Raw genomic sequence first — 22,661 nt, 5'->3', positions numbered from 1 at the left:
GAGAGTGGCGATCCACACAACCGGTGGAGAGGTCGATCCCGGGTGCCTACAAAGTAGGTGGGCGCCGTGTGAGAAAACCCACGGGTCTTCCCAGGGACAGCTCCCTAAGGATCGATAAGGCCCCGGGGATAAGTTTCTCCTGCCGGGAAGCGCAGACAGCCAAAACCAATATAGGCCCATGGTTGACCGAGCGCCAGAAGGACACCGCTCCAAGCGGCCGCAAATCTGCGTCATGGGCCTTGCAGCGTTGTCATGCCTTGCACAGCCCGGCCAGCGTCCTTAGGGTCGCGGCCCAACGATCAGGAGAAGAAATGCGTTTCGAAGGCACCGCGGCTTACGTCGCCGACAAGGATTTGATGGTGGCGGTCAACGCCGCGATCGCTCTGGAGCGACCGTTGCTGGTCAAGGGCGAGCCGGGCACCGGCAAGACCGAACTCGCCCGTCAAGTGGCGGCGGCGCTCGACCTCGATTTCATCGAATGGAATGTCAAATCGACCACCAAGGCGCAGCAGGGGCTCTACGAGTATGACGCCGTCTCGCGGCTGCGCGACAGCCAGCTCGGTGACGACCGGTTCAGCGACATCAAGAACTACATCAAACGCGGCAAGCTGTGGGACGCCTTCGCGGCACCGAAAAAGGTCGTTCTCCTGATCGACGAGATCGACAAGGCCGACATCGAATTCCCCAACGATCTTCTGCAGGAACTCGACCGGATGGAGTTCTTCGTCTACGAGACCGGCGAGACCATCCGCGCCGAATTTCGGCCGATCGTCATCATCACCTCCAACAACGAGAAGGAGTTGCCGGACGCCTTTCTGCGCCGCTGCTTTTTCCACTACATCCGCTTCCCCGATATCGAGACGCTGCACCGGATCGTCGACATGCATTATCCCGGCATCAAGCAGAATCTCGTGCGGGCCGCGCTTACCCAGTTCTACGAGATCCGTGACGTGCCCGGGCTGAAGAAGAAACCATCTACCTCCGAAGCGCTCGACTGGATCCGACTGCTGGTCGCCGACGACATCGCGCCGGAGGATCTGCGCGCCGATCCGAAGAATATGTTGCCGAAGCTGCATGGCGCGCTGCTCAAGAACGAGCAGGACGTGCACCTCTTCGAACGCTTGGCCTTCATGGCCAGGCGCCAGCAATAGGCTTGGCAGCAATAGCGCTTTGTCCGTCTGTGGACCGTTGCCGACAGGCGGCGGTTGCCGCAGCTTCCGACCAAAACGTTGGAGGAAAACATGTCCGAGATCACCGTCCGCCCGCTTGCCCAGTCCGACCGCTCCGACTGGCGCCGGCTATGGACCGCCTACCTCACCTTCTACGAGACCAAGCTGCCGGAAGAGGTCTACGACGTCACCTGGAAGCGCCTGTTCACGCCTGGCGAGTTCGAGCCGAAAGGCTTTATCGCCACGCTTGAGGGCAAGGCCGTCGGCCTGACCCACTATCTCTACCACCGCTCCTGCTGGTCCGAGGTCAACACCTGCTATCTGCAGGATCTGTTCGCCGACCCCGAAGTGCGCGGCAAGGGCATCGGCGCGGCGTTGATCAAAGCGGTGCAGGACGAGGCCGGCAAGATCGGCGTGAAGAACGTCTACTGGATGACGCACGAGACCAACGCCACCGCGCGCCGGCTGTACGACCATGTGGCCCGGCGCACGGGCTTCATCGAGTACGATCTGTTGTGAAACGGTTGAAACCGGTCCAGCTGCGCAATATATTGCGCATTGGAAAGCCGCCGTGCCGCTGATTGAGACTAACACGCGCAAGATCATAGCGCGGCTTTTGCGCGACGGCTGGTCGAGCGTCGGAGGCGGCAAGCACGACAAATACGAGCACCCGGGAAAACCGGATGTGACCATCATCGTGCCGCGGCACCGCGAGCAATCTCCGGGCGTTGCACGCTCGATCGCCAAGCTCGCCGGATGGATTTGAGGCATGATCGCATGACGCATTATATCGGAGTTCTGGACGGCGCGGATAATGTCTGGGGAATCCGGGTCCCCGACCTCCCGGGCTGCCATGGCGGCGGCGCCAGCCCCGAGGAGGCGATTGCCGATGCAGCATCGGCGATACGCGAATGGGCCGAAACTCGGTTGGCAAAGCACGTCTCGTTACCCGAAGCACGAACGGTGGCGGACTTGTTACGATCAGGTGAGATCGATAGCGCCGCAGGCGAGTCTGCCGTCATGATCCCGCTGCTGATCGACTCCGGTCGGTCAGTCCGGGCAAACCTGTCGTTGGACGCTGGTCTGCTTGCGGCGATCGATACTGAAGCCAGCCGCCGGGGCCTGACGCGCTCTGCCTTCATTGCGAGTGCCGCGCGTGAAAAGATCGAGGGGCAGAGATAGCCGTCTGGCGATGTTCATCCCCTTCTTCCTTGAACTAAAAGCCGCGCGGGTTCCCGTTTCGCTCCGGGAGTATCTGTCGCTGCTCGAAGGCCTTGAAGCTGGGCTGGTCGACTACGACGTCGAGGGTTTTTACTACCTCGCGCGCTCGGCCCTGGTGAAGGACGAGCGCCATATCGACCGTTTCGATCAGGTGTTCGCGCATGTCTTCAAGGGCGTCGAAGCGCTCGCCGGTCCGGACGCTGTCGACGTCGCCAACATCCCCGAGGAATGGCTGCGCCGGCTCGCCGAAAAGCACCTGAGCGACGAGGAGAAGAAGCTGGTCGAGGCGCTGGGCGGCTTCGACAAGCTGATGGAGACGCTAAAGCAGCGCCTGGAGGAGCAGAAGGGCCGGCACCAGGGCGGCTCGAAATGGATCGGCACCGGCGGCACCTCGCCCTTCGGCGCCTATGGCTACAATCCGGAAGGCGTGCGCATCGGCCAGCACGAAAGCCGCCACCGTCGCGCAGTGAAAGTCTGGGACAAGCGCGAGTTCAAGAACTTCGACGACGCGATCGAGCTCGGCACCCGCAACATCAAGGTGGCGCTGAAGCGGCTGCGGCGCTGGGTGCGCGAGGGCGCCGAGGAAGAGTTCGACCTGCCCGGCACCATCCACGCCACCGCCGAGCACGGCTATCTGGACTTGAGAACCCGGCCGGAGCGGCGCAACGCGGTGAAGCTCCTGATGTTCTTCGACGTCGGCGGCTCGATGGATGGTCACGTCAAAACCGTCGAGGAGCTGTTCTCCGCCGCGCGCGCCGAATTCCGCCAGCTCAAGTATTACTACTTCCACAACTGTCTTTACGAGCGCGTCTGGAAGGACAATCGCCGCCGCCTGGCCGAGACAATCCCCACCTTCGACCTCATCCACAAATATGGGCCGGACTATAAGGTGATCGTGGTCGGCGACGCCTCGATGAGCCCTTACGAAATTGCGCATCCCGGCGGCTCGGTCGAGCACTGGAACCCGGAGGCCGGCGGCGTCTGGCTCGGTCGGCTGCTGCAGCAGTGGCCGAACGCGGTCTGGTTGAACCCTGAGGCTGAGAAGAACTGGCGCTACACCCATTCCATCGCGATGATCAGCGACATCTTCGGCGGCCGCATGTTCCCGCTGACGCTTGCCGGGCTCGAAGCGGCAACGAAGCAGCTATCGAGGAAGCATTGAGCGTGACAGTAATTCGCGGAAACCAGCGGCGATTGCGTTGTCAGTCCCAGCGCTGGTCAGTGGTGTAACAAACACCTATCTTCGTGCGAACATGACATGCCAACCAACAACGAGCCGCCAAGGCCGAGGAGATTTCATGGACACCCACGCCTATCCCGTCACCCGCACCGATGCCGAGTGGCGCGCCCGGCTGACGCCGGAGCAGTATGCCGTCATGCGCAACCACGGCACCGAGCGTCCCGGCAGCTGCGCCCTGCTCTACGAGAAGCGCGCCGGCACTTTCTTCTGCGTCGGCTGCGACCAGCCGCTGTTCGAATCCAAGCTGAAGTTCGAGAGCGGAACCGGCTGGCCGAGCTTCAACGATCCGGTCCCGGGCTCGATCGAGACCACCGTCGACCGCAGCTACGGCATGGTCCGCACCGAGTGCCACTGCTCGCGTTGCGGCAGCCATCTCGGCCATGTCTTCGAGGACGGTCCGCCGCCGACCGGCCTGCGCTATTGCATCAACGGCGTGTCGCTGCGCTTCGAGCCGGCGGCCTGACAGCCAGTTCGTGGTAGCTTTGTAAGGGCGGCTTCGGCCGCCCTTTTCGATTCAGACGACGACCGTCGCGATCAGCCAGAGCGCCGAGCCCAGCATCATCAACTGCGCCTTGAACCCGCCGGCCGTTTCCGCCGTCCGCCAGACGGCAAGGGCGAGAAAGATGTTGTAGGGGGCGGGAAGGAAATGCACCGTGAGCACCAGCCAGAGCGGCAGCTTCAGCCCAAGCAGGACAAGCGCCAGCGCGGACGAAGCGATGTTGATCGCCGTGCCGGCGAGCAGCATGTCGCGCCAGAACAGCCGGTCGAGCGGCACAATGCCTTGCCAGCGCGAGCGGAAGAAGCCGGCAACCATCTGTGCTCTACTCCTGCCTCAGCACTTGGGTGACGGCTTGCTCGAAGCGCGAGCATTCCGTCGCCAGCCAGTCGGCCATGGCCGGCCAATTGTCCTCGGCAAAGCAGTTGACCCGCCACTGCGAATTTATGCCGAGATTCTGCGCGCTCTGCTCCGGCCTGAGCTTCAGCCGCGCCTCGATCGCCGGTTGGAATGGCATCAGCCGCGTCCAGACCTCCGTCGCGCCGAGCTTCTCGTTGCGGCCGAAGAAGACGCCGACCACGTTCTCGCTTGGCGCGACATACATGGACAGCACCAGGGCGAACTCCGGCATTCCGCGCTGCCAGAACCATGGCCCGCGTCGCGCCAGCCGCGCCCTTTCTTCCGGGTGCCGTTCGGCGAACAGCGCCCAGAACCCGCGATGCCGGAACTCCGAAGCGCGATAGCCGCCGAAGTCGAACTCACTCATGGCCGCCCCCTAGAGGCAATTCCAGGAAGTGTAACGGTTTCCGTCCGGAATTGCGCAAAAGCAAATCGTTGGAGCAGTTCAGCGATTCCATCAAAACGCTGAACTGCTCTAGCCGCGAGCCTTACACCATGCCGAGCGCGGCCTTGTACAGATCGAGGATCGACTCCTCCTCCTGGCGCTCGGCCTGATCCTTCTTGCGCAGCCGGACGATGGTGCGGATCGCCTTGGTGTCGAAGCCGGTGCCCTTGGCCTCGCCATAGACGTCCTTGATGTCGTCGGAAATCGTCTTCTTTTCTTCCTCGAGCCGCTCGATGCGCTCGATGATGGCGCGCAGCTGGCCGGCGGCTACAGTCTGGCTGGTCTCGGTGATCTCGTCGGCCATTTTTTCTCTCCGCGTTTTTTTGCGCCACGGCGATTCCCGCCCGGCAAAATTGGAGCGGGTTCGATGCCCGAGCAGGCGCGGCGGGTCAAGACATTATCGATGCGGCATGAAGGGTTGGAGCACCCCAGGCTGTGCTGAGATTCTGGTCAGGCCGAGCCGGAGTCGAAGACGGGCGCGAAGCGGGCGAGAACGGTTGTTCCGAGAACCGGAGCCGAGCGTGCTTGGAGTACGTGGGCACGGGCCTAAGCTGGCCGTAGCCTTAACTGCGACGTGCCTGGTGAGTGCTTCGGCGGCGAAGGCCGGAACCCCAGGAAGCCGGCGTTTGCAGGCCGGCCTCACCTGAAGATCAGCACATTCAGCCAAAGGCGATGAGCAAATCCTTCGCATCGATCTGGTCGCCGGCCTTGACCAGCACCTCTGCCACCACGCCGTCGCGCTCGGCGTGCAACGCGGTCTCCATCTTCATCGCCTCGATCGAGAGCAGCACGTCGCCCGCCTTGACCGCCTGGCCTGGCGCCACGGCAAGAGCCGACACCACGCCCGGCATCGGCGCCCCGACATGCGCCTCGTTGCCCGGCTCGGCCTTGCGCCGCGCCTTGGCGGCCGAAGCGCCATGCGCGCGGTCCGGCACCTTCACGCGACGCGGCTGGCCGTTGAGCTCGAAGAAGACGGTGACCATGCCTTTTTCGTCGACGTCGCCGAACGCCTGGCAGCGTATCACCAGGGTCTTGCCCTTCTCGATGTCGACGAAGATCTCGTCTTCCGACTTCATGCCGTAGAAATAGGTCGGCGTCGGCAGCACGCTGACCGGGCCATAGGTCTCCTGAGCGGCGGCGAAGTCGGTGAAGACTTTCGGATACATCAGCCAGGAGGCGAATTCGAACTCGGTGAGCTTGCGCTCGAGCTTCTCCTCGATCTCCTTGCGGCTGGCCTTGAGGTTCGCCGGCTTGAGCAGCGAGCCCGGCCGGACGGTGATCGGCTTTTCGCCCTTCAGCGCCTTCTTCTGCAGCGCTTGCGGCCAACCGCCCGGCGACTGGCCGAGATCGCCGCGCAGCATCGAGACGACCGAGTCCGGGAAGGCGATGTCCTTCGCCGGGTTCTCGACATCGGTGACCGTGAGGTCCTGGCTCACCATCATCAGCGCCATGTCGCCGACCACTTTCGACGACGGCGTCACCTTGACGATATCGCCGAACATCAGGTTGACGTCGTGATAGGCCTGCGCCACCTCGTGCCAGCGCGTTTCGAGCCCAAGCGAGCGCGCCTGTTCCTTGAGATTGGTGAACTGGCCGCCCGGCATCTCGTGCAGATAGACTTCCGAGGCCGGTCCCTTGAGGTCGCTTTCAAAAGCGGCGTATTGGTTGCGAACCGCTTCCCAGTAGAACGAGATGTGGCGGATCCACTGGGGGTCGAGGCCGGGGTCGCGCTCGGTACCCTTGAGCGCCTCGACGATCGAGCCGAGACAAGGCTGCGAGGTGTTGCCGGAGAACGAATCCATCGCCGCGTCGATGGCGTCGACGCCGGTCTCGACCGCCGCCAGAACCGTCGCCGCCGACAGGCCGGAGGTGTCGTGCGTGTGGAAATGGATCGGGAGGTCGGTCTCTTCGCGCAGCGCCTTGAACAGCACGCGCGCCGCCGAGGGCTTCAACAGGCCCGCCATGTCCTTGACGGCGATGATATGCGCGCCGGCCGCTTCCAGTTCCTTCGCCAGCCCGACATAATATTTCAGGTCGTATTTGGCGCGCTCCGGATCGAGTATGTCGCCGGTGTAGCACATCGCCGCTTCGATCAGCTTGCCCTCGGCGCCCACCGCGTCCATGGCGACGCGCATGTTCTCGACCCAGTTCAAGCAGTCGAAGACGCGGAACAGGTCGACGCCGCCGGCGGCTGCCTGTCTAACGAAATGCTGCACGACATTGTCGGGATAGTTGGTGTAGCCGACGCCGTTAGCACCGCGCAGAAGCATCTGCAGCAGAAGATTGGGGGCTGCCTCGCGCACTCTGCTCAGACGCTCCCATGGATCCTCGGTGAGGAAGCGCATGGCGACGTCGAAGGTGGCGCCGCCCCAGCATTCCAGTGAGAGCAGTTGCGGCAGCGCTCGCGCATAGGTGCCGGCGATGCCGGCGATGTCGTAGGTGCGCATGCGGGTGGCGAGCAGCGACTGGTGTCCGTCGCGCATCGTCGTGTCGGTAACGAGCACCTGGGCTTGCTCGCGCATCCATGCCGCGAACTTCTGAGGCCCGAGCGCGTCGAGCCGCTGCTTGCTGCCGTCCGGCACCTTGCCGTTGAGATAGGGCACGACAGGCGCCGCCGCATCCGCCTTCGGCACCGGCCGTCCGCGCGTCTCGGGATGGCCGTTGACGCTGACGTCGGCGAGATAATTGAGCAGCTTGGTGGCGCGGTCCTGCCGCTTGACCTGCTCGAACAGCTCCGGCGTCGTGTCGATGAACTTGGTGGTGTAGGAATTGTCGGCGAAGCTCGGGTGGTTGATGATCGCTTCGAGGAAGGTGAGGTTGGTGGCGACGCCGCGGATGCGGAACTCGCGCAATGCCCGGTTCATGCGCGCGATCGTCTCGCCCGGCGTCGGCGCCCAGGCCGTCACCTTTTCGAGCAGCGGATCGTAGAACCGGGTGATGACCGCGCCCGAATAGGCGGTGCCGCCGTCGAGGCGGATGCCGAAGCCGGTGGCGCCGCGATATGCGGTGATGCGCCCGTAATCGGGGATGAAATTGTGTTCCGGGTCCTCGGTGGTGATGCGGCACTGCAGGGCGTGGCCGTTGAGCTTAATGTCCTTCTGCGCCGGCACGCCGGACTCCGGCGTGCCGATGGCGAAGCCGTCGAGGATGTGGATTTGCGCCTTCACGATATCGATGCCGGTCACCATCTCGGTGACGGTATGCTCGACCTGGATGCGCGGGTTGACCTCGATGAAATAGAACTTGCCGGTGTCGGCGTCCTGCAGGAACTCGACGGTGCCGGCTCCGATGTAGCTGGTCTCGCGCGCGATCTTCAGCGCGTAGGCGCAGAGTTCCTCGCGCAGTTTCTCGCTGAGGTAGGGAGCCGGGGCACGTTCGACGACCTTCTGGTTACGGCGCTGGATCGAGCAGTCGCGCTCGAACAGGTGCACGGCATTGCCCTGCGTGTCGCCCAGCACCTGCACCTCGACATGGCGGGCGCGCTCGATCAGCTTTTCGAGATAGACCTCGTCCTTGCCGAAGGCGGCCTTCGCCTCGCGTTTGCCTTCCATGACTTCGCGCGCGAGGTCGGCTTCAGCGCGGATGGCGCGCATGCCGCGGCCGCCGCCACCCCACGAGGCCTTGAGCATCACCGGATAGCCTATTTCCGCAGCGAGCTTTTTCACCTCGTCCATATCGTCGGGCAGCGGATCGGTGGCGGGCACGACCGGCACGCCGACCTCGATCGCTAGGTTGCGCGCCGCCACCTTGTTGCCGAGCCGGCGCATCGTCTCGGGCTTCGGCCCGATGAAGGTGATGCCGGCGGCAGCGCAGGCCTCGGCGAATTCGGGGCTTTCCGACAACAGGCCGTAGCCGGGGTGGATCGCATCGGCACCCGAGAGGCGCGCGACGCGGATCACCTCGTCGATCGACAGATAGCTTTCGATCGGACCCATGTCTTTGGTGAGATGCGGACCGCGCCCGACCTGGTAGCTTTCGTCGGCCTTGAAGCGGTGCAGCGAATATTTGTCCTCTTCCGCCCAGATCGCCACGGTTTTGAGGCCTAGTTCGTTGGCCGCGCGAAAGACGCGGATGGCGATTTCGGACCGGTTGGCGACGAGGATTTTCGTGATTGCCAAGGACTGGGCTCCAGTAGCGGAAGGTGAGGTGAACCGGCGCAATGATTAGCGTGAAAATGCTGCAGCGCAAACAAAATAGCGCGACACTTCAATCGATTTAAATCTCTTGTTTGCGCCAAAACCTCGCAACGACCTCCGAGCGCCTGGACGACAACGCCGACGAACCTGGCGGGGACATGATGGCAGGCTGGATGCCCAGCCAAACAAAAAATGCCCGGCGCTCAGCGCCGGGCATCTCGGAAAGTCGGATCTTCTTTGCCGGCTTATTGCTCGAAGTAGGAGTACTTGCCGTCTTCGCCCTTCTTCCAGGTGTACATGACGTAGTCCGGGCGGGTGATGTCGCCCTTGGAGTCATAACCAATGTCGCCGATGGCGGTCTTCCAGGGGCCGCCCGACTTGATCGTCTCGGCGACTTTCTGCGCATCGTCGGCGGAGCCGGTCTTCGTGATGGCCGCAGCGATGATCTGGATCGCGGCGTAGGAGTAGAGCGTGTAAGCCTCCGGTTCGAAACCGGCAGCGCGGAACTTCTCCACGAGCTCCTTGGCGTTCGGGTTCTTGCGCGGATCCGGCGCGAACGTCATCAGCGTGCCTTGGACGGCGTCGCCGGCGATCGAGGCGAGCTCGTTCGACACGATGCCGTCGCCCGACATGAACTGGGCCTTGAGGCCCTGGTCGGCGAGCTGGCGGATGATGAGGCCGGCCTCCGTATGCAGGCCGCCATAGTAGACGACGGAGATACCGGCTTCCTTCATCTTGGCGATGAGCGCCGAGAAATCCTTGTCGCCGACATTGATGCCTTCATACATGGCTTCGTTGACGCCATTGGCGTTGAGCGCCTTCTTGGTTTCGTCGGCAAGGCCCTGGCCATAAGGGGTCTTGTCATGGATGAGCGCGATCTTGGCGTCCTTGAAGTTCTTGGCGACATAGTCGCCGGCAACCTTGCCCTGCTGGTCGTCGCGTCCGCAGGTGCGGAACGTATTCCACATGCCGCGTTCGGTGAACTTGGGATTGGTCGCGGCCGGCGTGATTTCGAGGATGCCATTCTCGGCATAGACTTCCGACGCAGGAATTGAGACGCCCGAATTGAAGTGGCCATCGACGAACTTGATGCCGTCGGCGACAAACTTGTTGGCGACCGAGATGCCCTGCTTCGGATCCGACACGTCGTCACCCACGCTCAGCTTAAGTTGCTGGCCGAGGACTCCGCCGGCCGCGTTGATGTCGGCGACCGCCTGTTCGGCGCCCTTCTGCAGCTGCGCGCCGAAGGCCGCGTTCGGACCGGTGATCGGACCGGCGACGCCGATCAGAATGTCGGCCCACGCGCTGCCGCTGAACGCGATGAACGCGGTCAGCGCCACGGCGGACAAGAGTGATTTTTTCATTGAAACGCTCCCATTTACGGAGTGGGCGTGGATGATACTTTCATGCGATGCCCACCCTTATCGCAGAAAGCATAGAATGCCGATTTTCAGGCACTTGTCACGCCAAATTCATTCCCCGGAACGGCGTTGATCATGAACGTCAACCCTTTGGTTTCCAGCTCAATAAGGAGGCTCTTTCGTAGAGCCAATTATACTGAGTGACCATCTGGTTCGTGCGCGTGTATTGATAACCAAGGAAGCCCAGTATCATTAGCACGATGGTGTCGACGATATAGTAGTGCAGCGAAAACATCGTGCCGTCGAACAGCGCGTGGTGGATGAACCTTATGCCGATGCCGAGTCCGAGCATATAGAGGAACAGCTGAAAGAAGCTGCGCCAAGTCTGCGCGCTCGCCTTGCCGGTCATCCACGCCGCCCATCCGCCGAGCAGGCAGGTGACGAACAGGAACTGCCAGATCGAGGCTTCCTCGTAGAGAATGCCCTGCATAATGAAGTCTCCTGAACTCAGTGGTGGCCGCCTTCGAGATAGGCGGCGCGCACTTCCGGATTGGCGAGCAGCTCCTTGCCGGTGCCGCTCATCGTCACATTGCCGTTGACCATGACGTAGCCGCGATTGGCGAGCTTCAGCGCGCCGAAGGCATTCTGCTCGACCAGGAACACGGTCAGCCCCTGCGTCCGGTTCAATTCGCGGATGGCATCGAAGATCTGCTTGACGATCAGCGGCGCCAATCCCAGCGACGGCTCGTCGAGCAGAAGCAGCTTCGGCCGGGCCATCAGCGCACGCCCGATCGACAGCATCTGCTGCTCGCCGCCCGAGAGCGTGCCGCCACGCTGGCCGATGCGCTCCTTCAGCCGCGGGAACAGCGCAAACACCTTGTCGGCATCCTCGTCAAAATGTTTGAGGTTGTCGAGGCTGGCGCCCATCTGCAGGTTTTCCATCACTGTCATGCGCGGAAAGATGCGGCGTCCCTCCGGCGACTGGGCGATGCGCATCCGCGCGATCTCGTGCGTCGGCAACTGCGTGATGTCGTTGCCGGCAAAGGTGATGGTGCCGCTGCGCGCACGCGGCGCGCCGAAGATTGTCATCATCAACGTCGACTTGCCGGCGCCATTGGCGCCGATCAGCGCCACGATCTCACCTTGATTGACAGTGACGTCGACACCGTTCAGCGCGCGGATGTTGCCGTAATAGGTCTGCACGCCCTTGATATCGAGCAGCGTTGTGCCGGCCATTACTTACGCCCTCCGCGCGGCTTGGCTGTCGAGGATTTCGCGGCTGGCTTGCCCGTGGCCCGCTCGGACGACTTTCTTGGCGTTTTGGCCTTGGCATCGACCTGAGCCGCTTTCGAGGCGCCTCTCGATACCATGACCCGTTCGCCCTCGTCCGCGTGTTCGACAGTGTCGGAAACCGGCCCCGCCATCATCGAGGCGGAACTGCCCGGCCCGTGCGCCGCATCAGGCCCGGTATCCAGCTGCTCGATGACATCCTCGTCGCCGACTTCGGTCAGCACCTCTTCCACTTCCTCGTCGTCGACGCCGAGATACGCGGCAATCACGCGCGGATCGGTCCGGACCGACTGCGGGCTGCCGTCGGAGATCTTGCGGCCGTATTCCAGCACCACGACATGGTCGGAGATCTGCATGACCACCGACATGTCGTGCTCGATGAGCAGGATCGACGTGCCGGTGTTGTCCTTGATGTCCATCAGCAGTTCATTGAGCGAGGCCGATTCCTTCGGATTGAGACCGGCGGCCGGCTCGTCGAGGCACAAAAGCTCAGGTCCGGTGCACATGGCGCGCGCGATCTCCAGCCGCCGTTGCGCGCCATAGGGCAGGTCGCCGGCCGGATCGTCGGCGCGGTCGACGAGATTGGCCTTTTCCAGCCAGTGCTTGGCGAGATCGATCGATTCAGCCGAGGCCTGCCGGTAGCTGGAGAAGCCGAACAGGCCGAGGAAGGTATAGCCCGAGGCCTTCATCAGCTTGTTGTGCTGGGCGACCAGGAGGTTCTCCAGCAGCGTCATGCCCGAGAACAGGCGGATGTTCTGGAAGGTGCGCGCCACCTTGGCGCGCGCGGGGATCTCGTGATTGGGCAAGCGCTCGAGCATAAAGTTCGAGCCGTCGCGCCGGCTGAGCGTGATCATGCCCTCCGACGGTTTGTAGAAGCCGGTGATGCAATTGAACACGGTCGTCTTGCCGGCACCGTTCGGCCCGATCAGCGCGGTGATCTCGCCGCGCTTGGCCTGGAACGACAGGTCGCCGATGGCGATCAGGCCGCCGAACTTCATCGACAGATGCTCGACCTGCAGGATGAAGTCGTTCATGGAAACTTGCGCGTTCATCAGCCGTGGCCCTCCTTGGTGAAGGAGCCTGACACCGCTTTTCGCTCCTTGAGGAAGGCTGTTGGTTCTCGACTGCCGACGAAGCCGCGCGGCTTCCACAGCATGACGATCACCATCGCAACGCCGAACAATAGCATGCGGTAGAGCTCCGGCGTGAAGTCCGGACCGAACACCACCTTGAGGAAGCCCAGCTCGCGCAGGATCTCGGTGCCGCCGATCATCACCAGTGCCGCCACCGCGATGCCGCCCAACGAGCCCATGCCGCCGAGCACGACGATGGCCAGGATGATCGCCGATTCAAGGAAGACGAAGGATTCCGGGCTGACGAAGCCCTGGCGCGCGGCGAAGAACGAGCCGGCGAAGCCGCCGAACATGGCGCCGGTGGCGAACGCCGTCAGCTTGGTGGTGGTGGTATTGATGCCGAGCGAGCGGCAGGCGATCTCGTCCTCGCGCAGCGCTTCCCAGGCGCGGCCCACCGGCAGGCGGCGCAGCCTGATGGTGACGAAGGCGGTGAGGAAGCAGAGCGCCAGAATGAGATAATAGAGGAAGATCTTGTAGTAGGCGCCCGACTGAGCGATCCCCAGCACCTTGGCGATGTAGTTCGGGTCCGAGACGTTGAACGACATGAGCCCGAAGAAGGAGACCTTCGGGATGCCGGAAATGCCGGCCGAGCCATTGGTCACCTCACGCCAGTTGATCAGCACCAGACGGATGATCTCGCCGAAGGCGAGCGTGACGATAGCCAGATAGTCGCCGCGCAGCCGCAGCACCGGGAAGCCGAGCATGACGCCCCAGAAGGCGGCCATGGCGCCGGCGGCAGGCAGCAGGATCCAGAACGACAGGCCAAAATGCGTGCCGAGCAGCGCATAGGCATAGGCGCCAACGGCGTAAAAGGCGACATAGCCGAGGTCGAGCAGGCCGGCTAGCCCGATAACGATGTTGAGGCCCCAGGCCAGCATCACATAGATCAGGATCTGGATGCCGAAATTGTCGACCCATTTGAGCGAGCCCTGGAAGCCGAACAGGAGCACCATCGCCACTGGATAGAGGATCAGCACCGTGGCGCCGATCTTGTTGAAGTTTCGCCGCACGAAGCCGGGCTCCACGGCGACTGCAGGCGCCTTGGCCCTTTCAGCCCTTGATCGTTCGAGCGCCGGAACCGCATAGGCAACATAGAGGAAGCGCCCGACGACAACGGCGAGGACCACCAGGGCGAGCAGGCCCCAGCGCTGCACCAGGATCAGCTCGTTGTTGATGTTCTGATCGGTCCTGAGACCGATGAACAGCACGAACAGGCCGAGCGCGATGGCGCCGGCGTAGAGCGCTTCGCGGAACGCGCGCTGGATGGGAGTAGCGACGACGTCGCGCTCCGGAGAAACGGTAACGGCCATGAGGATCAGACCTTTTCGACTTCAGGCCGGCCCAGGATGCCGGAGGGCAGGAAGATGAGCACGATCGCCAGGATCGAGAAGGCCGCGACGTCCTTGTAGTCGATCGAGAAATAGGCCGACCACATGCTCTCGATGAAGCCGATCAAAAGCCCGCCGAGCACTGCGCCCGGCAGCGAGCCGATGCCGCCAAGCACCGCCGCCGTGAAGGCCTTCACGCCCGGCACGAAACCGTCTGAGAAGACCACCACGCCATAATACATCAAGAAAAGCGTCCCGGCGACCGCGGCAAGCGCTGCGCCCATGATGAAGGTGATGGAGATTGTGCGGTCGACGTCGACGCCAAGCAGCGCCGCCATCTTGCGGTCCTGCTCGCAGGCGCGCTGCGCCCGCCCCAATGCCGTCCTGTTGACGAGATACCAGAAGATCGCCAACAGCACGGCAGTGACGAGCACGATGATGATCTGCTTCAGCGAGACGCTGATGCCGTCGATCGTATAGACCTGGCTGACCAGCGGCGGGATCGGCTTGTTGCGCGGCCCTTGCGTGACCTGCACGAAGTTGGACAGGGCGATCGACATGCCGATGGCGGTGATCAGCGGCGCGAGCCGGAACGATCCGCGCAGCGGCCTGTAGGCCACCTTCTCGATCGTCCAGTTGTAAAGACTGGTGAGCAGCATGCCCACGATCATCATGATCAGGAGCGCCACCACCACCGGCACCGAATAGAACATCGCGCCGAGGATCAGGAAGACGATGAGGGCCGTGAAGGCGCCCACCATGAAGATATCGCCATGGGCGAAATTGATCATGCCGATGATGCCGTAGACCATCGTGTAGCCGATCGCGATCAGCCCGTAGATAGATCCCAGCGTCAGCCCGTTGATAAGCTGCTGGACGAAATACTGCATATTTAAGCGGCTCCCCTGGAATGTCGCCTTCGAGGACGCATTCCTTTTCGTATTGCCCCTAGTCGTAAAGTTTCAAGCCCGGATTGCAACGTGATTTTTCAATCGCCGCGCGTGGTTTGGAAGCACGCTGCCCGATTGCCCGCTTTCTCGCACCCGGCCCCTGGACTATCGCGGACCCTATCATTGGCACAACGCAATGTCTTTGACGATTAAGCCGTATCATGCGCGTCGTTTCGAAGAAATCGCCGTCAAAATAAATTGATGAGAAGATTCCTTGCGTCAGCGGCAGCGCTCGATTTTGCCGTCCCGCGCAGGATTCTGCTCGGTATGACGGTCATGTGACGGCGAGGCGAACGGCGGCCGAAATCACCTTTGCCGATTGGTTCGGTAGTCAGGTTTCGACGAACGACGAGGCGGCCTGACGCCGAACGGGAGCGATCAGGTGACGATGAACCCGTGCGCGAACGGATCGCGGTCGTCGATGAAGATGGTGTTCAGTCCGGTCATGCGCGCCCAGCCGCCGATCGAGGGGATGATGGCTGGTTTGCCGGCAACGCTGACCTCCTTTTCGACCCTGCCCTTGAACAGCGAGCCGATGATCGACTCATGGACAAAACTGTCGCCGACCTCGAGCCTGCCCTTGGCGTGGAGCTGCGCCATGCGCGCCGAGGTGCCGGTGCCGCAAGGCGAGCGGTCGATCGCCTTGTCGCCATAGAACACGGCATTGCGGGCATCGGCCTCGGCATCTCTCGGCTTGCCGGTCCACAGCATGTGCGACAGCCGGTTGATGCCCGGGTTCTCCGGATGCACGAACGAGTATTTCTCGTTCAGGCGCTGGCGCACAAGCGGGCTCCAGGCGATGAGGTCGGCGGCCGAATGGTCGGCCATGTCGCGGTAGTTCTCCTGCGGCTCGACGATGGCATAGAAATTGCCGCCATAAGCGACGTCGACGCTGATCTCGCCAAGCACCGGGCACTCCACCGACAGCCCTTCGGCGTAAAGGAAGGACGGCACGTTGGTGATGCGCACCTCCTCGACATATTCGCCGACCTGTTTGTATTCGGCGACGACTAGGCCGGCCGGCGTGTCGAGCCTGAGCACGCCCGGCGTCTTCGGCCTCACCAGCCCATGCTCGATCGCCATCGTCACGGTGCCGATGGTGCCGTGGCCGCACATCGGCAGGCAGCCCGAGGTTTCGATGAAGAGGATCGCGATATCGCAGTCCTCGCGCGTCGGCGGATAGAGGATCGAGCCGGACATCACGTCATGACCGCGCGGCTCGAACATCAGCCCGGTCCGGATCCAGTCATATTCGGCGAGGAAATGCGCCCGCCGTTCCATCATCGTCGCGCCTTCTAGCAGTGGGCCGCCGCCGGCAACCAGCCTCACCGGATTGCCGCAGGTGTGGCCGTCGATGCAGAAGAAGGATGTCTTGGCCATGATGGCTCCCTGAAATATCAGAATTCTGGCGAATTGTCAGAACCGTTGCGGGCGGAAAGGAGTGAGATCGATCGGCGGCTCCTGCCCGAGAAGGAGATCTCGGATCGAGCGGCCGGTCGCTGCCGCCTGGGTCAGGCCGAGATGGCCGTGGCCGAAAGCGTAGACGATGTTCGGCGCCCGCGCCCTGCCGATGACCGGCAGCGAATCCGGCAGCGATGGCCGGAAGCCCATCCACTCGCGGCCGCCCGACGGATCGAGCCCGGGCAGGAAACGCTTGGCTTTTTCCAGCATCGCCTTCGAGCGCGCGAAATTCGGCGCTCGTTCGATGCCTCCGAGCTCGACGGCGCCGCCGACGCGCAAGCCGGTTTCCAGCGGCGTGATGACGAAGCCGTGCCCGGAAAAGATCAGCTGCCGCTTCACGTCGAAGGCCGACACCGGCAGCGTGGTGTTGTAACCGCGCTCGGTCTCCAGCGGGATGCGGTCGCCGATATCTTTGGCCAGCAGATGCGACCAGGCGCCGGCGGCGATCACGAGCTGCTTCGCTTTTCGGGCCGTGCCGTCCGCAAGCATAAGCGTGACGCCGTTTGTTCCGGTCCCGATACGCTCGACGCGCGCGTGCTCGAAGCGCGCGCCGAGCCGCTCCGCATAGGCCCAGATCGCCTTGCCGAGCAGTTTCGGATCGGCGACTGTCTTCCACCCCGGCACGAAGGTGCCCTTGACGAAGCGCGGCGAAAGACCCGGCTGCAGCGCCGCCATCCCCTCACCCTCGACATGGCGGAAGCCTATGCCGAAACGTTCGCGCGCCCTCCAGCCGGACAGCGAGGCGCGGAACTCGGCCTCGCTTTCGTAGAGTTCGAGCGAGCCGTCCTCATGCAGCATCGGCCGCGTGCCAGAGCGGTCGAGCAAACCCATCCATTCGGCTTCGGCGAGCTTCATCATGCCGGCCTGCGCCGCAAGGCTCGCCTCGAAGTGCCTGGCGGCGCCCGCGCGCCAGAAGCGGAACAGCCAGGGAAGAAGTTTAGGCAGATAGGCCGGCGGGATGGCAAGAGGCCCCAGCGGATCGGCAAGCCATTTCGGCAACTGCCTGATCATCCCCTTATGCGCCAGCGGCAGCACGTCGGAGAAGGCGAAGGCGGCAGCGTTGCCGGAGCTCGTCTCCTCGCAAATGCCCGTCCGATCGAAAATGGTGACGCTGCGTCCCGCCTCCGCGAGCAAGGTGGCGGCGCAAATGCCGATGATGCCGCCGCCGATGATGGCGATATCTTCCCCTTCTCCCCGGTCACGGGGAGAAGGCGCCCGACGGGCGGATGAAGGGGGGCGCCCCTCTTCGGTCGGCTTGGCATTTCCTTGCACGCTGGCGCTGTCCCTCGTCTGTCTGCCGCCATCTGCTCCGCGTGAACGGGAGCAGAAGGCTATCAGAACGCCGGCAGTTCCGGCCGCGCGGCCAGCGCATCCCTGACGATCTTTTCCACCGCCTTCCGGCGCTCGCCCGACAGCGGCTGGCGCGGCATGCGAACGCGGTCATTGGTACCGATCCCCAGCACTTCGGCAAGCTTGATGTTTTGGACCAGGTAGGTTGAGACATCGAGGTCGAGCAGTGGCCTGAACCAGCGGTAAATCTTCAGCGCTTCTTCGCGGCGACCTTTTCTCATCAACTGGTAGATGGCGACGGTCTCACGCGGGAAGGCCGTGACAAGGCCCGCCACCCAGCCGATGGCGCCGACCGACAGCGCCTCGAAGGCGAGGTTGTCGACGCCGGTGAAGAGGTCGTAGCGGTCGCCGAGGCGATTGATGATCTCGGTCGAGCGGCGGATGTCGTCCGACGATTCCTTGATTGCGACGAAGCGCTTGTCGGACGCCAGCTCCTCCATCAGGTCGACAGTGACGTCGACGCGATAGGCGAGCCGGTTGGAGTAGATCATGACAGGCAGGTCGCCGGCCTCCGCGACGGCGCGAAGTGCGGCGACCGTCTCTTCGGCATTGGTGTGGTAGATCGGGCTCGGCACCACCATCAGGCCGTTGGCGCCTTCCTTGGCTGCGCGGCGTGCGATGCTTGCCGCCTCGCGGGTGCCGGGTTCGTTGACGGTCAGAAGCACCGGCTTTGTCCCGGCGACCTTCTGCGCCGTCTTCAGCACTTCGATCTTCTCGTCATGCGACAGCATTGGCCCTTCGCCGAGCGAGCCGCAGACGATGATGCCGTCGCAGCCGGCCTCCATCTGCAAGGAGAAACAACGCTCCATTTCGGCATGATCGAGGCGGTCGTCGGGGGTGAATTTGGTCGTGACTGCAGGGAAAACTCCGGCCCACATGGCTATCTCTCCGTCTGATATATCAGCGGTATATTTATTAAGACGCGGGCTGTCAATGCTGAATCCGCTATGGTATATGAAAAATATATCAGGAGCTGGCCCATTGATATCCGCATTGATATCCAACGACACGAGCGCAACCTTCGAGCCGGTTGCGACCAGGGCCTATCGTGTGCTGGAGCACATGATCGTCACTCTTGAACTGGCGCCTTCAAGCTTCGTCACCGAAGGTGCACTGATCGAGCGGCTCGGCTTCGGCCGTACCCCGGTGCGCGAAGCGATCCAAAGGCTGGCCTGGGAGGGCTTGCTCGACGTCAGACCACGCGCCGGCATCGCGGTCGCTCCGCTCCACCCCGGCGACTGGCTGCGCGTTATCGATGCCAGGCGCGGCATCGAGGTGGTGCTTGCCCGCTCGGCCGCCCGCTTCGTCACCCGCGAGGCGGCCGACCTGTTTCACGAAGCAGCCCTTGCCATGCAGAAGGCAGTGATCTCCGGCAACGTGCTTTCCTTCATTCAGGCCGACAAGCAACTTGACGAGGCGCTGGCGATCGCCGCCGACAATCCATTCGCGGCGCGCGTGGCGGCGCCCTTGCAGACGCACAGCCGGCGCTTCTGGTTCCGCTACAAGGCGGATACCGGGCTCGCCGAATCGGCCGAGCACCACGTCGCGCTGATCCGCTCGATCCTCGACGGCGACGAGGAAGCCGCCGCCAAGGACGCCAAGAAATTGATGGCGCTGCTGCGCCACCACGCCGAGGCGGCCGCGACGCGCTGACCGGAGCGGTTCCGGCTTAACTGAACTGTCCGGTTACGCAGTTCACCCGCCCGGGTGCCGGACCGCGGTGGCCAGCGTGTGCTCCCATCCCTCGCCGGCCGCCAGGATGCAACTCTGGCCCTTAACGTCGGTCATCAGGATGGTCCAGGTTCCGCTCGCCGACACAAACACCTCGAAGATGGCGACGTCTCCACCCAGGCCATAGCCCAGCCGCTTCTCTTCGAACGTCTCTGCCAGCCCCGCGACCAGATCGTCATGGCCCCCGCAGAGGACTTGCGCCTGCACCGGGACTGCCGGCAAAGCCATGACGGCGCCGGCGACTGCCGCCTTCACCACTCGGAACGAAAATCTGCGTGCCATGGGCACCTCCTTCGCCGTGGCATTCCGGCAAAAGAGGCACATTCGGCCGCCTCAGTGTGCCGGAACGCTCCAGGCCGGACTCGACGTCGCCATCACGTCACTCCTTCTGGTTTCCGGTCTGTCGCAGGGAGATTTATCACTCCCTGCATTCGATATGGTGAAGCTGCGCCCGGTAGACAAGCGGGCGTTGATGCGGGCGCCGGCGCGGCTTTCACTGAACGAGCCGTGGCGCCAGTGAGTGTTAGGCTCCCGGCACGGCTGCCGTGATCGTCGGGCTGTCCCAGCCTTCACCAACGGACAGGATGCAGCTCTGCCCCTTGGTATCGGAGGCAAGAACGGTCCAACTGCCTTGGTCGGAGACAAAGATCTCGAGCACGACGTTCGGATTGATCAGCCCGCGCCCTGCCTCGCTTTCGTGGAACTTGTCGCCGAGCGCCTTGATGATGTCGGCGCGTGGTGCGCATTGTGCTGCCGCATTGGCCTGGCCGACCGACAGCGCTGCCGCCGCAAGGCACATCGTCGCCATAAGAAATCGTGTCATCCGACACCTCCTCGCGCCAGACGAGAACCCCGGCTGCCACCGGCGCTGTTTGATTGGCCTGCACGCATGGCAGGAATACAGCCTAAGGCGAATGGCGGCCTGTTGGTTCCATGGAATCATTAGGAGGTGCGGATGCAGCCTCGACATGTCTCGTCGCAAATCATGCATCTGAAGTTGCAGGCGACGACCGGGCGAGACGACAAGCTACGCCAAATATCGATGAGGTGAAGGACAACCAGCCTCCTCTGCAAGGCCCCAAACAGAAAGCGCGGGTGCAAACCGCGCTTTCTCACGAGGCTCTCGAAAAAAAACCGTCCGGTCAGTTCATCGTCGGGATGACGAACTCGGCGCCGTCCTTGATGCCGGACGGCCAGCGCGAGGTGACCGTCTTGGTCTTGGTGTAGAAGCGGAACGCGTCCGGGCCGTGCTGGTTGAGGTCGCCGAAGGAAGACGCCTTCCAGCCGCCGAAGGTGTAGTAGGCGATCGGCACCGGGATCGGCACGTTGACGCCGACCATGCCGACCTGGACCCGGGAAGCAAAGTCACGCGCGGCGTCGCCGTCGCGGGTGAAGATGGCGACGCCGTTGCCCATCTCGTGGTCGTTGGCGAGGTTGATGGCGTTCTCATAGGTCGGCGCGCGCACTACCGAAAGCACCGGCCCGAAGATCTCTTCCTTGTAGATGCGCATCTCCGGCGTCACGTTGTCGAACAGGCAGCCGCCCATGTAGTAGCCGTTCTCGTAGCCCTGCATCTTGAAGCCGCGGCCATCGACAACCAGCTTGGCGCCTTCCTTGACACCGATATCGACATAGCCCTTGACGCGTTCCAGGGCTTGGCGTGTCACCAGCGGGCCGAAATCGGCCGAGGAGTCGGTCGACGGACCGACCTTCAGGCTTTCGACGCGCGGTACCAGCTTTTCCATCAGCCGGTTCGCGGTGTCGTTGCCGACCGGCACGGCCACCGAGATCGCCATGCAGCGCTCGCCGGCCGAGCCGTAGCCGGCGCCGACCAGCGCGTCGACCGTCTGGTCCATGTCGGCGTCGGGCATGATGATCATGTGGTTCTTGGCGCCGCCGAAGCACTGCACGCGTTTTCCCGCCGCGCAGCCGCGCGCATAGATGTACTGCGCAATCGGCGTTGACCCGACGAAGCCGACGGCTTTGATGTCTGGATCGTCGAGGATGGCGTCGACCACTTCCTTGTCGCCGTTGACCACGTTCAGCACGCCTTCCGGCAGGCCGGCCTCGATGAACAGCTCGGCGATGCGGATCGGCACGCCCGGGTCGCGCTCCGAAGGCTTCAGGATGAAGGCGTTGCCGCAGGCGATCGCCGGCGCGATCTTCCACAGCGGGATCATCGCCGGGAAGTTGAACGGCGTGATGCCGGCGACGACGCCGAGCGGCTGGCGCATCGAATAGGTGTCGATGCCCGGACCGGCGCCGTCGGTGAACTCGCCCTTCATCATATGCGGCGCGCCGATGCAGACCTCGACCACTTCGAGGCCACGCTGGATGTCGCCGCGCGCGTCGGCAATGGTCTTGCCATGCTCGCGCGCCAGGATGTCGGCCAGCTCGTCATAGTCGCGCTGGACCAGTTCGAGAAACTTCATCAGCACGCGCACGCGGCGCTGCGGGTTGGTGGCGCCCCACTTGATCTGCGCGGCCTTGGCGTTCTCGACCGCGGCGCGCAGCTCCTGCGCCGAGGCCAGCGCCACCGTAGCGCGCACCGAGCCGTCCATCGGCTGCATGACGTCCTGCTTGCGGCCGCTGGTGCCGGCGACACGCTTGCCGCCGATGAAATGACCGTACTCGATCATGGGTTCTCTCCCTGTTTTGGTGATGAGGCATTGTCCGCCTTTGCGTCCGCAATGGCAACGCGAGCTAGAACGCAACCGTTGTGCGCGAAATAGACAGCAGCAGTCGGACGTGCATTAATTGCCGCAAAAGGTGATGATGATCGGTCATTGAAAGGATCGAAGATTGAGTTCCTTCGCACCCCCCTCTGTCCTGCCGGACATCTCCCGCGCATGGGGGGAGATTGGCAGTTTCATCGCCGGGGCTCATCCTGCACCGTTGGCGATTGGCGAAAGCGAACGCGACATCCGATCTCCCCCCTTGCGGGGGAGATG

At 63.2% G+C, this 22,661-nt stretch carries 22 protein-coding genes, 1 other RNA gene and 1 pseudogene; 7 read left to right on the top strand and 17 right to left on the bottom strand.

The genetic code is table 11. The features are described from left to right. Positions 1-5: 5 nt before the first annotated feature. A non-coding RNA gene (ssrS, locus tag EOA49_RS14775) (6S RNA) lies at positions 6-161 on the bottom strand. Between the two features lie 150 nt (positions 162-311). Between ssrS and EOA49_RS14770 the strand changes: the two genes are divergently transcribed. From EOA49_RS14770 to msrB, 6 genes are all read left to right on the top strand, one after another. Continuing rightward, a complete protein-coding gene (locus tag EOA49_RS14770; protein WP_127241614.1) occupies positions 312-1,151 on the top strand; it encodes a MoxR family ATPase in 840 nt (279 codons plus the stop codon). Between the two features lie 90 nt (positions 1,152-1,241). Further along, complete coding sequence (locus tag EOA49_RS14765) at positions 1,242-1,688, top strand: GNAT family N-acetyltransferase (protein WP_095799754.1); 447 nt, start codon at positions 1,242-1,244, stop codon at positions 1,686-1,688. 52 nt (positions 1,689-1,740) lie between these two features. After that, on the top strand, positions 1,741-1,935 hold the full coding sequence (locus EOA49_RS14760; RefSeq protein ID WP_206519945.1) for a type II toxin-antitoxin system HicA family toxin: 195 nt from the start codon (positions 1,741-1,743) through the stop codon (positions 1,933-1,935). Positions 1,936-1,946: 11 nt separating this feature from the next. Further along, complete coding sequence (locus tag EOA49_RS14755; protein ID WP_095799753.1) at positions 1,947-2,351, top strand: type II toxin-antitoxin system HicB family antitoxin; 405 nt, start codon at positions 1,947-1,949, stop codon at positions 2,349-2,351. 10 nt (positions 2,352-2,361) lie between these two features. Then, the gene (locus EOA49_RS14750; RefSeq protein ID WP_127241617.1) at positions 2,362-3,552 is read left to right on the top strand and encodes a VWA domain-containing protein; all 1,191 of its coding nucleotides are present in this window, start codon (positions 2,362-2,364) and stop codon (positions 3,550-3,552) included. Between the two features lie 136 nt (positions 3,553-3,688). Next, entirely contained in the window at positions 3,689-4,093 is a 405-nt protein-coding gene (gene msrB, locus EOA49_RS14745; RefSeq protein ID WP_067001694.1) for a peptide-methionine (R)-S-oxide reductase MsrB, read from the top strand. Between the two features lie 51 nt (positions 4,094-4,144). On the opposite strand, the gene EOA49_RS14740 is transcribed toward msrB, so the two are convergent. The 13 genes and pseudogenes from EOA49_RS14740 to EOA49_RS14680 all read right to left on the bottom strand — a co-directional run bounded on the left by EOA49_RS14740 (position 4,145) and on the right by EOA49_RS14680 (position 18,857). After that, a complete protein-coding gene (locus EOA49_RS14740) occupies positions 4,145-4,444 on the bottom strand; it encodes a hypothetical protein (protein WP_095824100.1) in 300 nt (99 codons plus the stop codon). A gap of 7 nt (positions 4,445-4,451) precedes the next feature. After that, the gene (locus tag EOA49_RS14735; protein WP_127241613.1) at positions 4,452-4,892 is read right to left on the bottom strand and encodes a hypothetical protein; all 441 of its coding nucleotides are present in this window, start codon (positions 4,890-4,892) and stop codon (positions 4,452-4,454) included. A gap of 121 nt (positions 4,893-5,013) precedes the next feature. Further along, positions 5,014-5,274, bottom strand: a complete 261-nt coding sequence (locus tag EOA49_RS14730) for a DUF2312 domain-containing protein (RefSeq protein ID WP_067001689.1) — start codon at positions 5,272-5,274, stop codon at positions 5,014-5,016. A 355-nt stretch (positions 5,275-5,629) separates the two neighbouring features. Beyond that, positions 5,630-9,088: a pyruvate carboxylase gene (gene pyc / locus EOA49_RS14725; protein WP_127243218.1), complete on the bottom strand. Its 3,459-nt coding sequence runs from the start codon at positions 9,086-9,088 to the stop codon at positions 5,630-5,632. A 263-nt stretch (positions 9,089-9,351) separates the two neighbouring features. Further along, the gene (locus EOA49_RS14720; RefSeq protein ID WP_067001684.1) at positions 9,352-10,470 is read right to left on the bottom strand and encodes a branched-chain amino acid ABC transporter substrate-binding protein; all 1,119 of its coding nucleotides are present in this window, start codon (positions 10,468-10,470) and stop codon (positions 9,352-9,354) included. A 139-nt stretch (positions 10,471-10,609) separates the two neighbouring features. Further along, positions 10,610-10,957: a DUF6867 family protein gene (locus tag EOA49_RS14715; protein ID WP_067001681.1), complete on the bottom strand. Its 348-nt coding sequence runs from the start codon at positions 10,955-10,957 to the stop codon at positions 10,610-10,612. Positions 10,958-10,974: 17 nt separating this feature from the next. Beyond that, complete coding sequence (locus EOA49_RS14710; protein WP_095799749.1) at positions 10,975-11,703, bottom strand: ABC transporter ATP-binding protein; 729 nt, start codon at positions 11,701-11,703, stop codon at positions 10,975-10,977. A gap of 32 nt (positions 11,704-11,735) precedes the next feature. Further along, positions 11,736-12,809: pseudogene (locus tag EOA49_RS14705) on the bottom strand (ABC transporter ATP-binding protein); the annotation flags it as partial. Further along, complete coding sequence (gene livM / locus EOA49_RS14700; RefSeq protein ID WP_095824103.1) at positions 12,809-14,200, bottom strand: high-affinity branched-chain amino acid ABC transporter permease LivM; 1,392 nt, start codon at positions 14,198-14,200, stop codon at positions 12,809-12,811. The pseudogene EOA49_RS14705 and the gene livM, both read right to left, overlap by 1 nt. A gap of 5 nt (positions 14,201-14,205) precedes the next feature. Beyond that, the gene (locus EOA49_RS14695; protein ID WP_067001669.1) at positions 14,206-15,108 is read right to left on the bottom strand and encodes a branched-chain amino acid ABC transporter permease LivH; all 903 of its coding nucleotides are present in this window, start codon (positions 15,106-15,108) and stop codon (positions 14,206-14,208) included. 438 nt (positions 15,109-15,546) lie between these two features. After that, positions 15,547-16,548, bottom strand: coding sequence for a 4-hydroxyproline epimerase (locus tag EOA49_RS14690; protein ID WP_067319515.1), 1,002 nt, complete (start codon positions 16,546-16,548; stop codon positions 15,547-15,549). A gap of 36 nt (positions 16,549-16,584) precedes the next feature. Then, positions 16,585-17,901 (bottom strand): FAD-dependent oxidoreductase, encoded by a 1,317-nt coding sequence (locus EOA49_RS14685; RefSeq protein ID WP_164749227.1) that lies wholly within the window; start codon positions 17,899-17,901, stop codon positions 16,585-16,587. A gap of 62 nt (positions 17,902-17,963) precedes the next feature. After that, on the bottom strand, positions 17,964-18,857 hold the full coding sequence (locus EOA49_RS14680) for a dihydrodipicolinate synthase family protein (protein WP_095824104.1): 894 nt from the start codon (positions 18,855-18,857) through the stop codon (positions 17,964-17,966). A gap of 115 nt (positions 18,858-18,972) precedes the next feature. On the opposite strand from EOA49_RS14680, the gene EOA49_RS14675 reads away from it, so the two are divergent. Further along, positions 18,973-19,632 carry a GntR family transcriptional regulator gene (locus EOA49_RS14675; RefSeq protein WP_127216854.1) on the top strand — a complete coding sequence of 220 codons (660 nt, stop codon included), beginning with the start codon at positions 18,973-18,975 and terminating at the stop codon, positions 19,630-19,632. A 42-nt stretch (positions 19,633-19,674) separates the two neighbouring features. On the opposite strand, the gene EOA49_RS14670 is transcribed toward EOA49_RS14675, so the two are convergent. From EOA49_RS14670 to EOA49_RS14660, 3 genes are all read right to left on the bottom strand, one after another. Beyond that, a complete protein-coding gene (locus EOA49_RS14670) occupies positions 19,675-19,992 on the bottom strand; it encodes a hypothetical protein (protein WP_067319522.1) in 318 nt (105 codons plus the stop codon). A 241-nt stretch (positions 19,993-20,233) separates the two neighbouring features. Beyond that, the gene (locus EOA49_RS14665; protein WP_067001648.1) at positions 20,234-20,533 is read right to left on the bottom strand and encodes a hypothetical protein; all 300 of its coding nucleotides are present in this window, start codon (positions 20,531-20,533) and stop codon (positions 20,234-20,236) included. Positions 20,534-20,852: 319 nt separating this feature from the next. Continuing rightward, positions 20,853-22,349 carry a CoA-acylating methylmalonate-semialdehyde dehydrogenase gene (locus EOA49_RS14660; RefSeq protein ID WP_067319526.1) on the bottom strand — a complete coding sequence of 499 codons (1,497 nt, stop codon included), beginning with the start codon at positions 22,347-22,349 and terminating at the stop codon, positions 20,853-20,855. Between the last annotated feature and the right edge of the window lie 312 nt (positions 22,350-22,661).

Origin of the sequence: Mesorhizobium sp. M1A.F.Ca.IN.020.04.1.1, assembly GCF_003997315.1 — a bacterium.
Taxonomy (GTDB): Bacteria; Pseudomonadota; Alphaproteobacteria; order Rhizobiales; family Rhizobiaceae; genus Mesorhizobium.
The sequence above is the reverse complement of the archived record's forward strand: the minus strand, read 5'-3'. Positions and strand labels throughout refer to the sequence as shown.

Coding starts and splice junctions, on each gene's coding strand:
- EOA49_RS14665 (WP_067001648.1), bottom strand. CDS start 20,533: ATGACACGATTTCTTATGGCGACGATGTGCCTTGCGGCGGCAGCGCTG.
- EOA49_RS14715 (WP_067001681.1), bottom strand. CDS start 10,957: ATGCAGGGCATTCTCTACGAGGAAGCCTCGATCTGGCAGTTCCTGTTC.
- EOA49_RS14740 (WP_095824100.1), bottom strand. CDS start 4,444: ATGGTTGCCGGCTTCTTCCGCTCGCGCTGGCAAGGCATTGTGCCGCTC.
- EOA49_RS14730 (WP_067001689.1), bottom strand. CDS start 5,274: ATGGCCGACGAGATCACCGAGACCAGCCAGACTGTAGCCGCCGGCCAG.
- msrB (WP_067001694.1), top strand. CDS start 3,689: ATGGACACCCACGCCTATCCCGTCACCCGCACCGATGCCGAGTGGCGC.
- EOA49_RS14670 (WP_067319522.1), bottom strand. CDS start 19,992: ATGGCACGCAGATTTTCGTTCCGAGTGGTGAAGGCGGCAGTCGCCGGC.
- EOA49_RS14735 (WP_127241613.1), bottom strand. CDS start 4,892: ATGAGTGAGTTCGACTTCGGCGGCTATCGCGCTTCGGAGTTCCGGCAT.
- EOA49_RS14720 (WP_067001684.1), bottom strand. CDS start 10,470: ATGAAAAAATCACTCTTGTCCGCCGTGGCGCTGACCGCGTTCATCGCG.
- livM (WP_095824103.1), bottom strand. CDS start 14,200: ATGGCCGTTACCGTTTCTCCGGAGCGCGACGTCGTCGCTACTCCCATC.
- EOA49_RS14770 (WP_127241614.1), top strand. CDS start 312: ATGCGTTTCGAAGGCACCGCGGCTTACGTCGCCGACAAGGATTTGATG.
- EOA49_RS14680 (WP_095824104.1), bottom strand. CDS start 18,857: ATGTGGGCCGGAGTTTTCCCTGCAGTCACGACCAAATTCACCCCCGAC.
- EOA49_RS14695 (WP_067001669.1), bottom strand. CDS start 15,108: ATGCAGTATTTCGTCCAGCAGCTTATCAACGGGCTGACGCTGGGATCT.
- EOA49_RS14765 (WP_095799754.1), top strand. CDS start 1,242: ATGTCCGAGATCACCGTCCGCCCGCTTGCCCAGTCCGACCGCTCCGAC.
- EOA49_RS14690 (WP_067319515.1), bottom strand. CDS start 16,548: ATGGCCAAGACATCCTTCTTCTGCATCGACGGCCACACCTGCGGCAAT.
- EOA49_RS14660 (WP_067319526.1), bottom strand. CDS start 22,349: ATGATCGAGTACGGTCATTTCATCGGCGGCAAGCGTGTCGCCGGCACC.
- EOA49_RS14750 (WP_127241617.1), top strand. CDS start 2,362: ATGTTCATCCCCTTCTTCCTTGAACTAAAAGCCGCGCGGGTTCCCGTT.
- EOA49_RS14755 (WP_095799753.1), top strand. CDS start 1,947: ATGACGCATTATATCGGAGTTCTGGACGGCGCGGATAATGTCTGGGGA.
- EOA49_RS14710 (WP_095799749.1), bottom strand. CDS start 11,703: ATGGCCGGCACAACGCTGCTCGATATCAAGGGCGTGCAGACCTATTAC.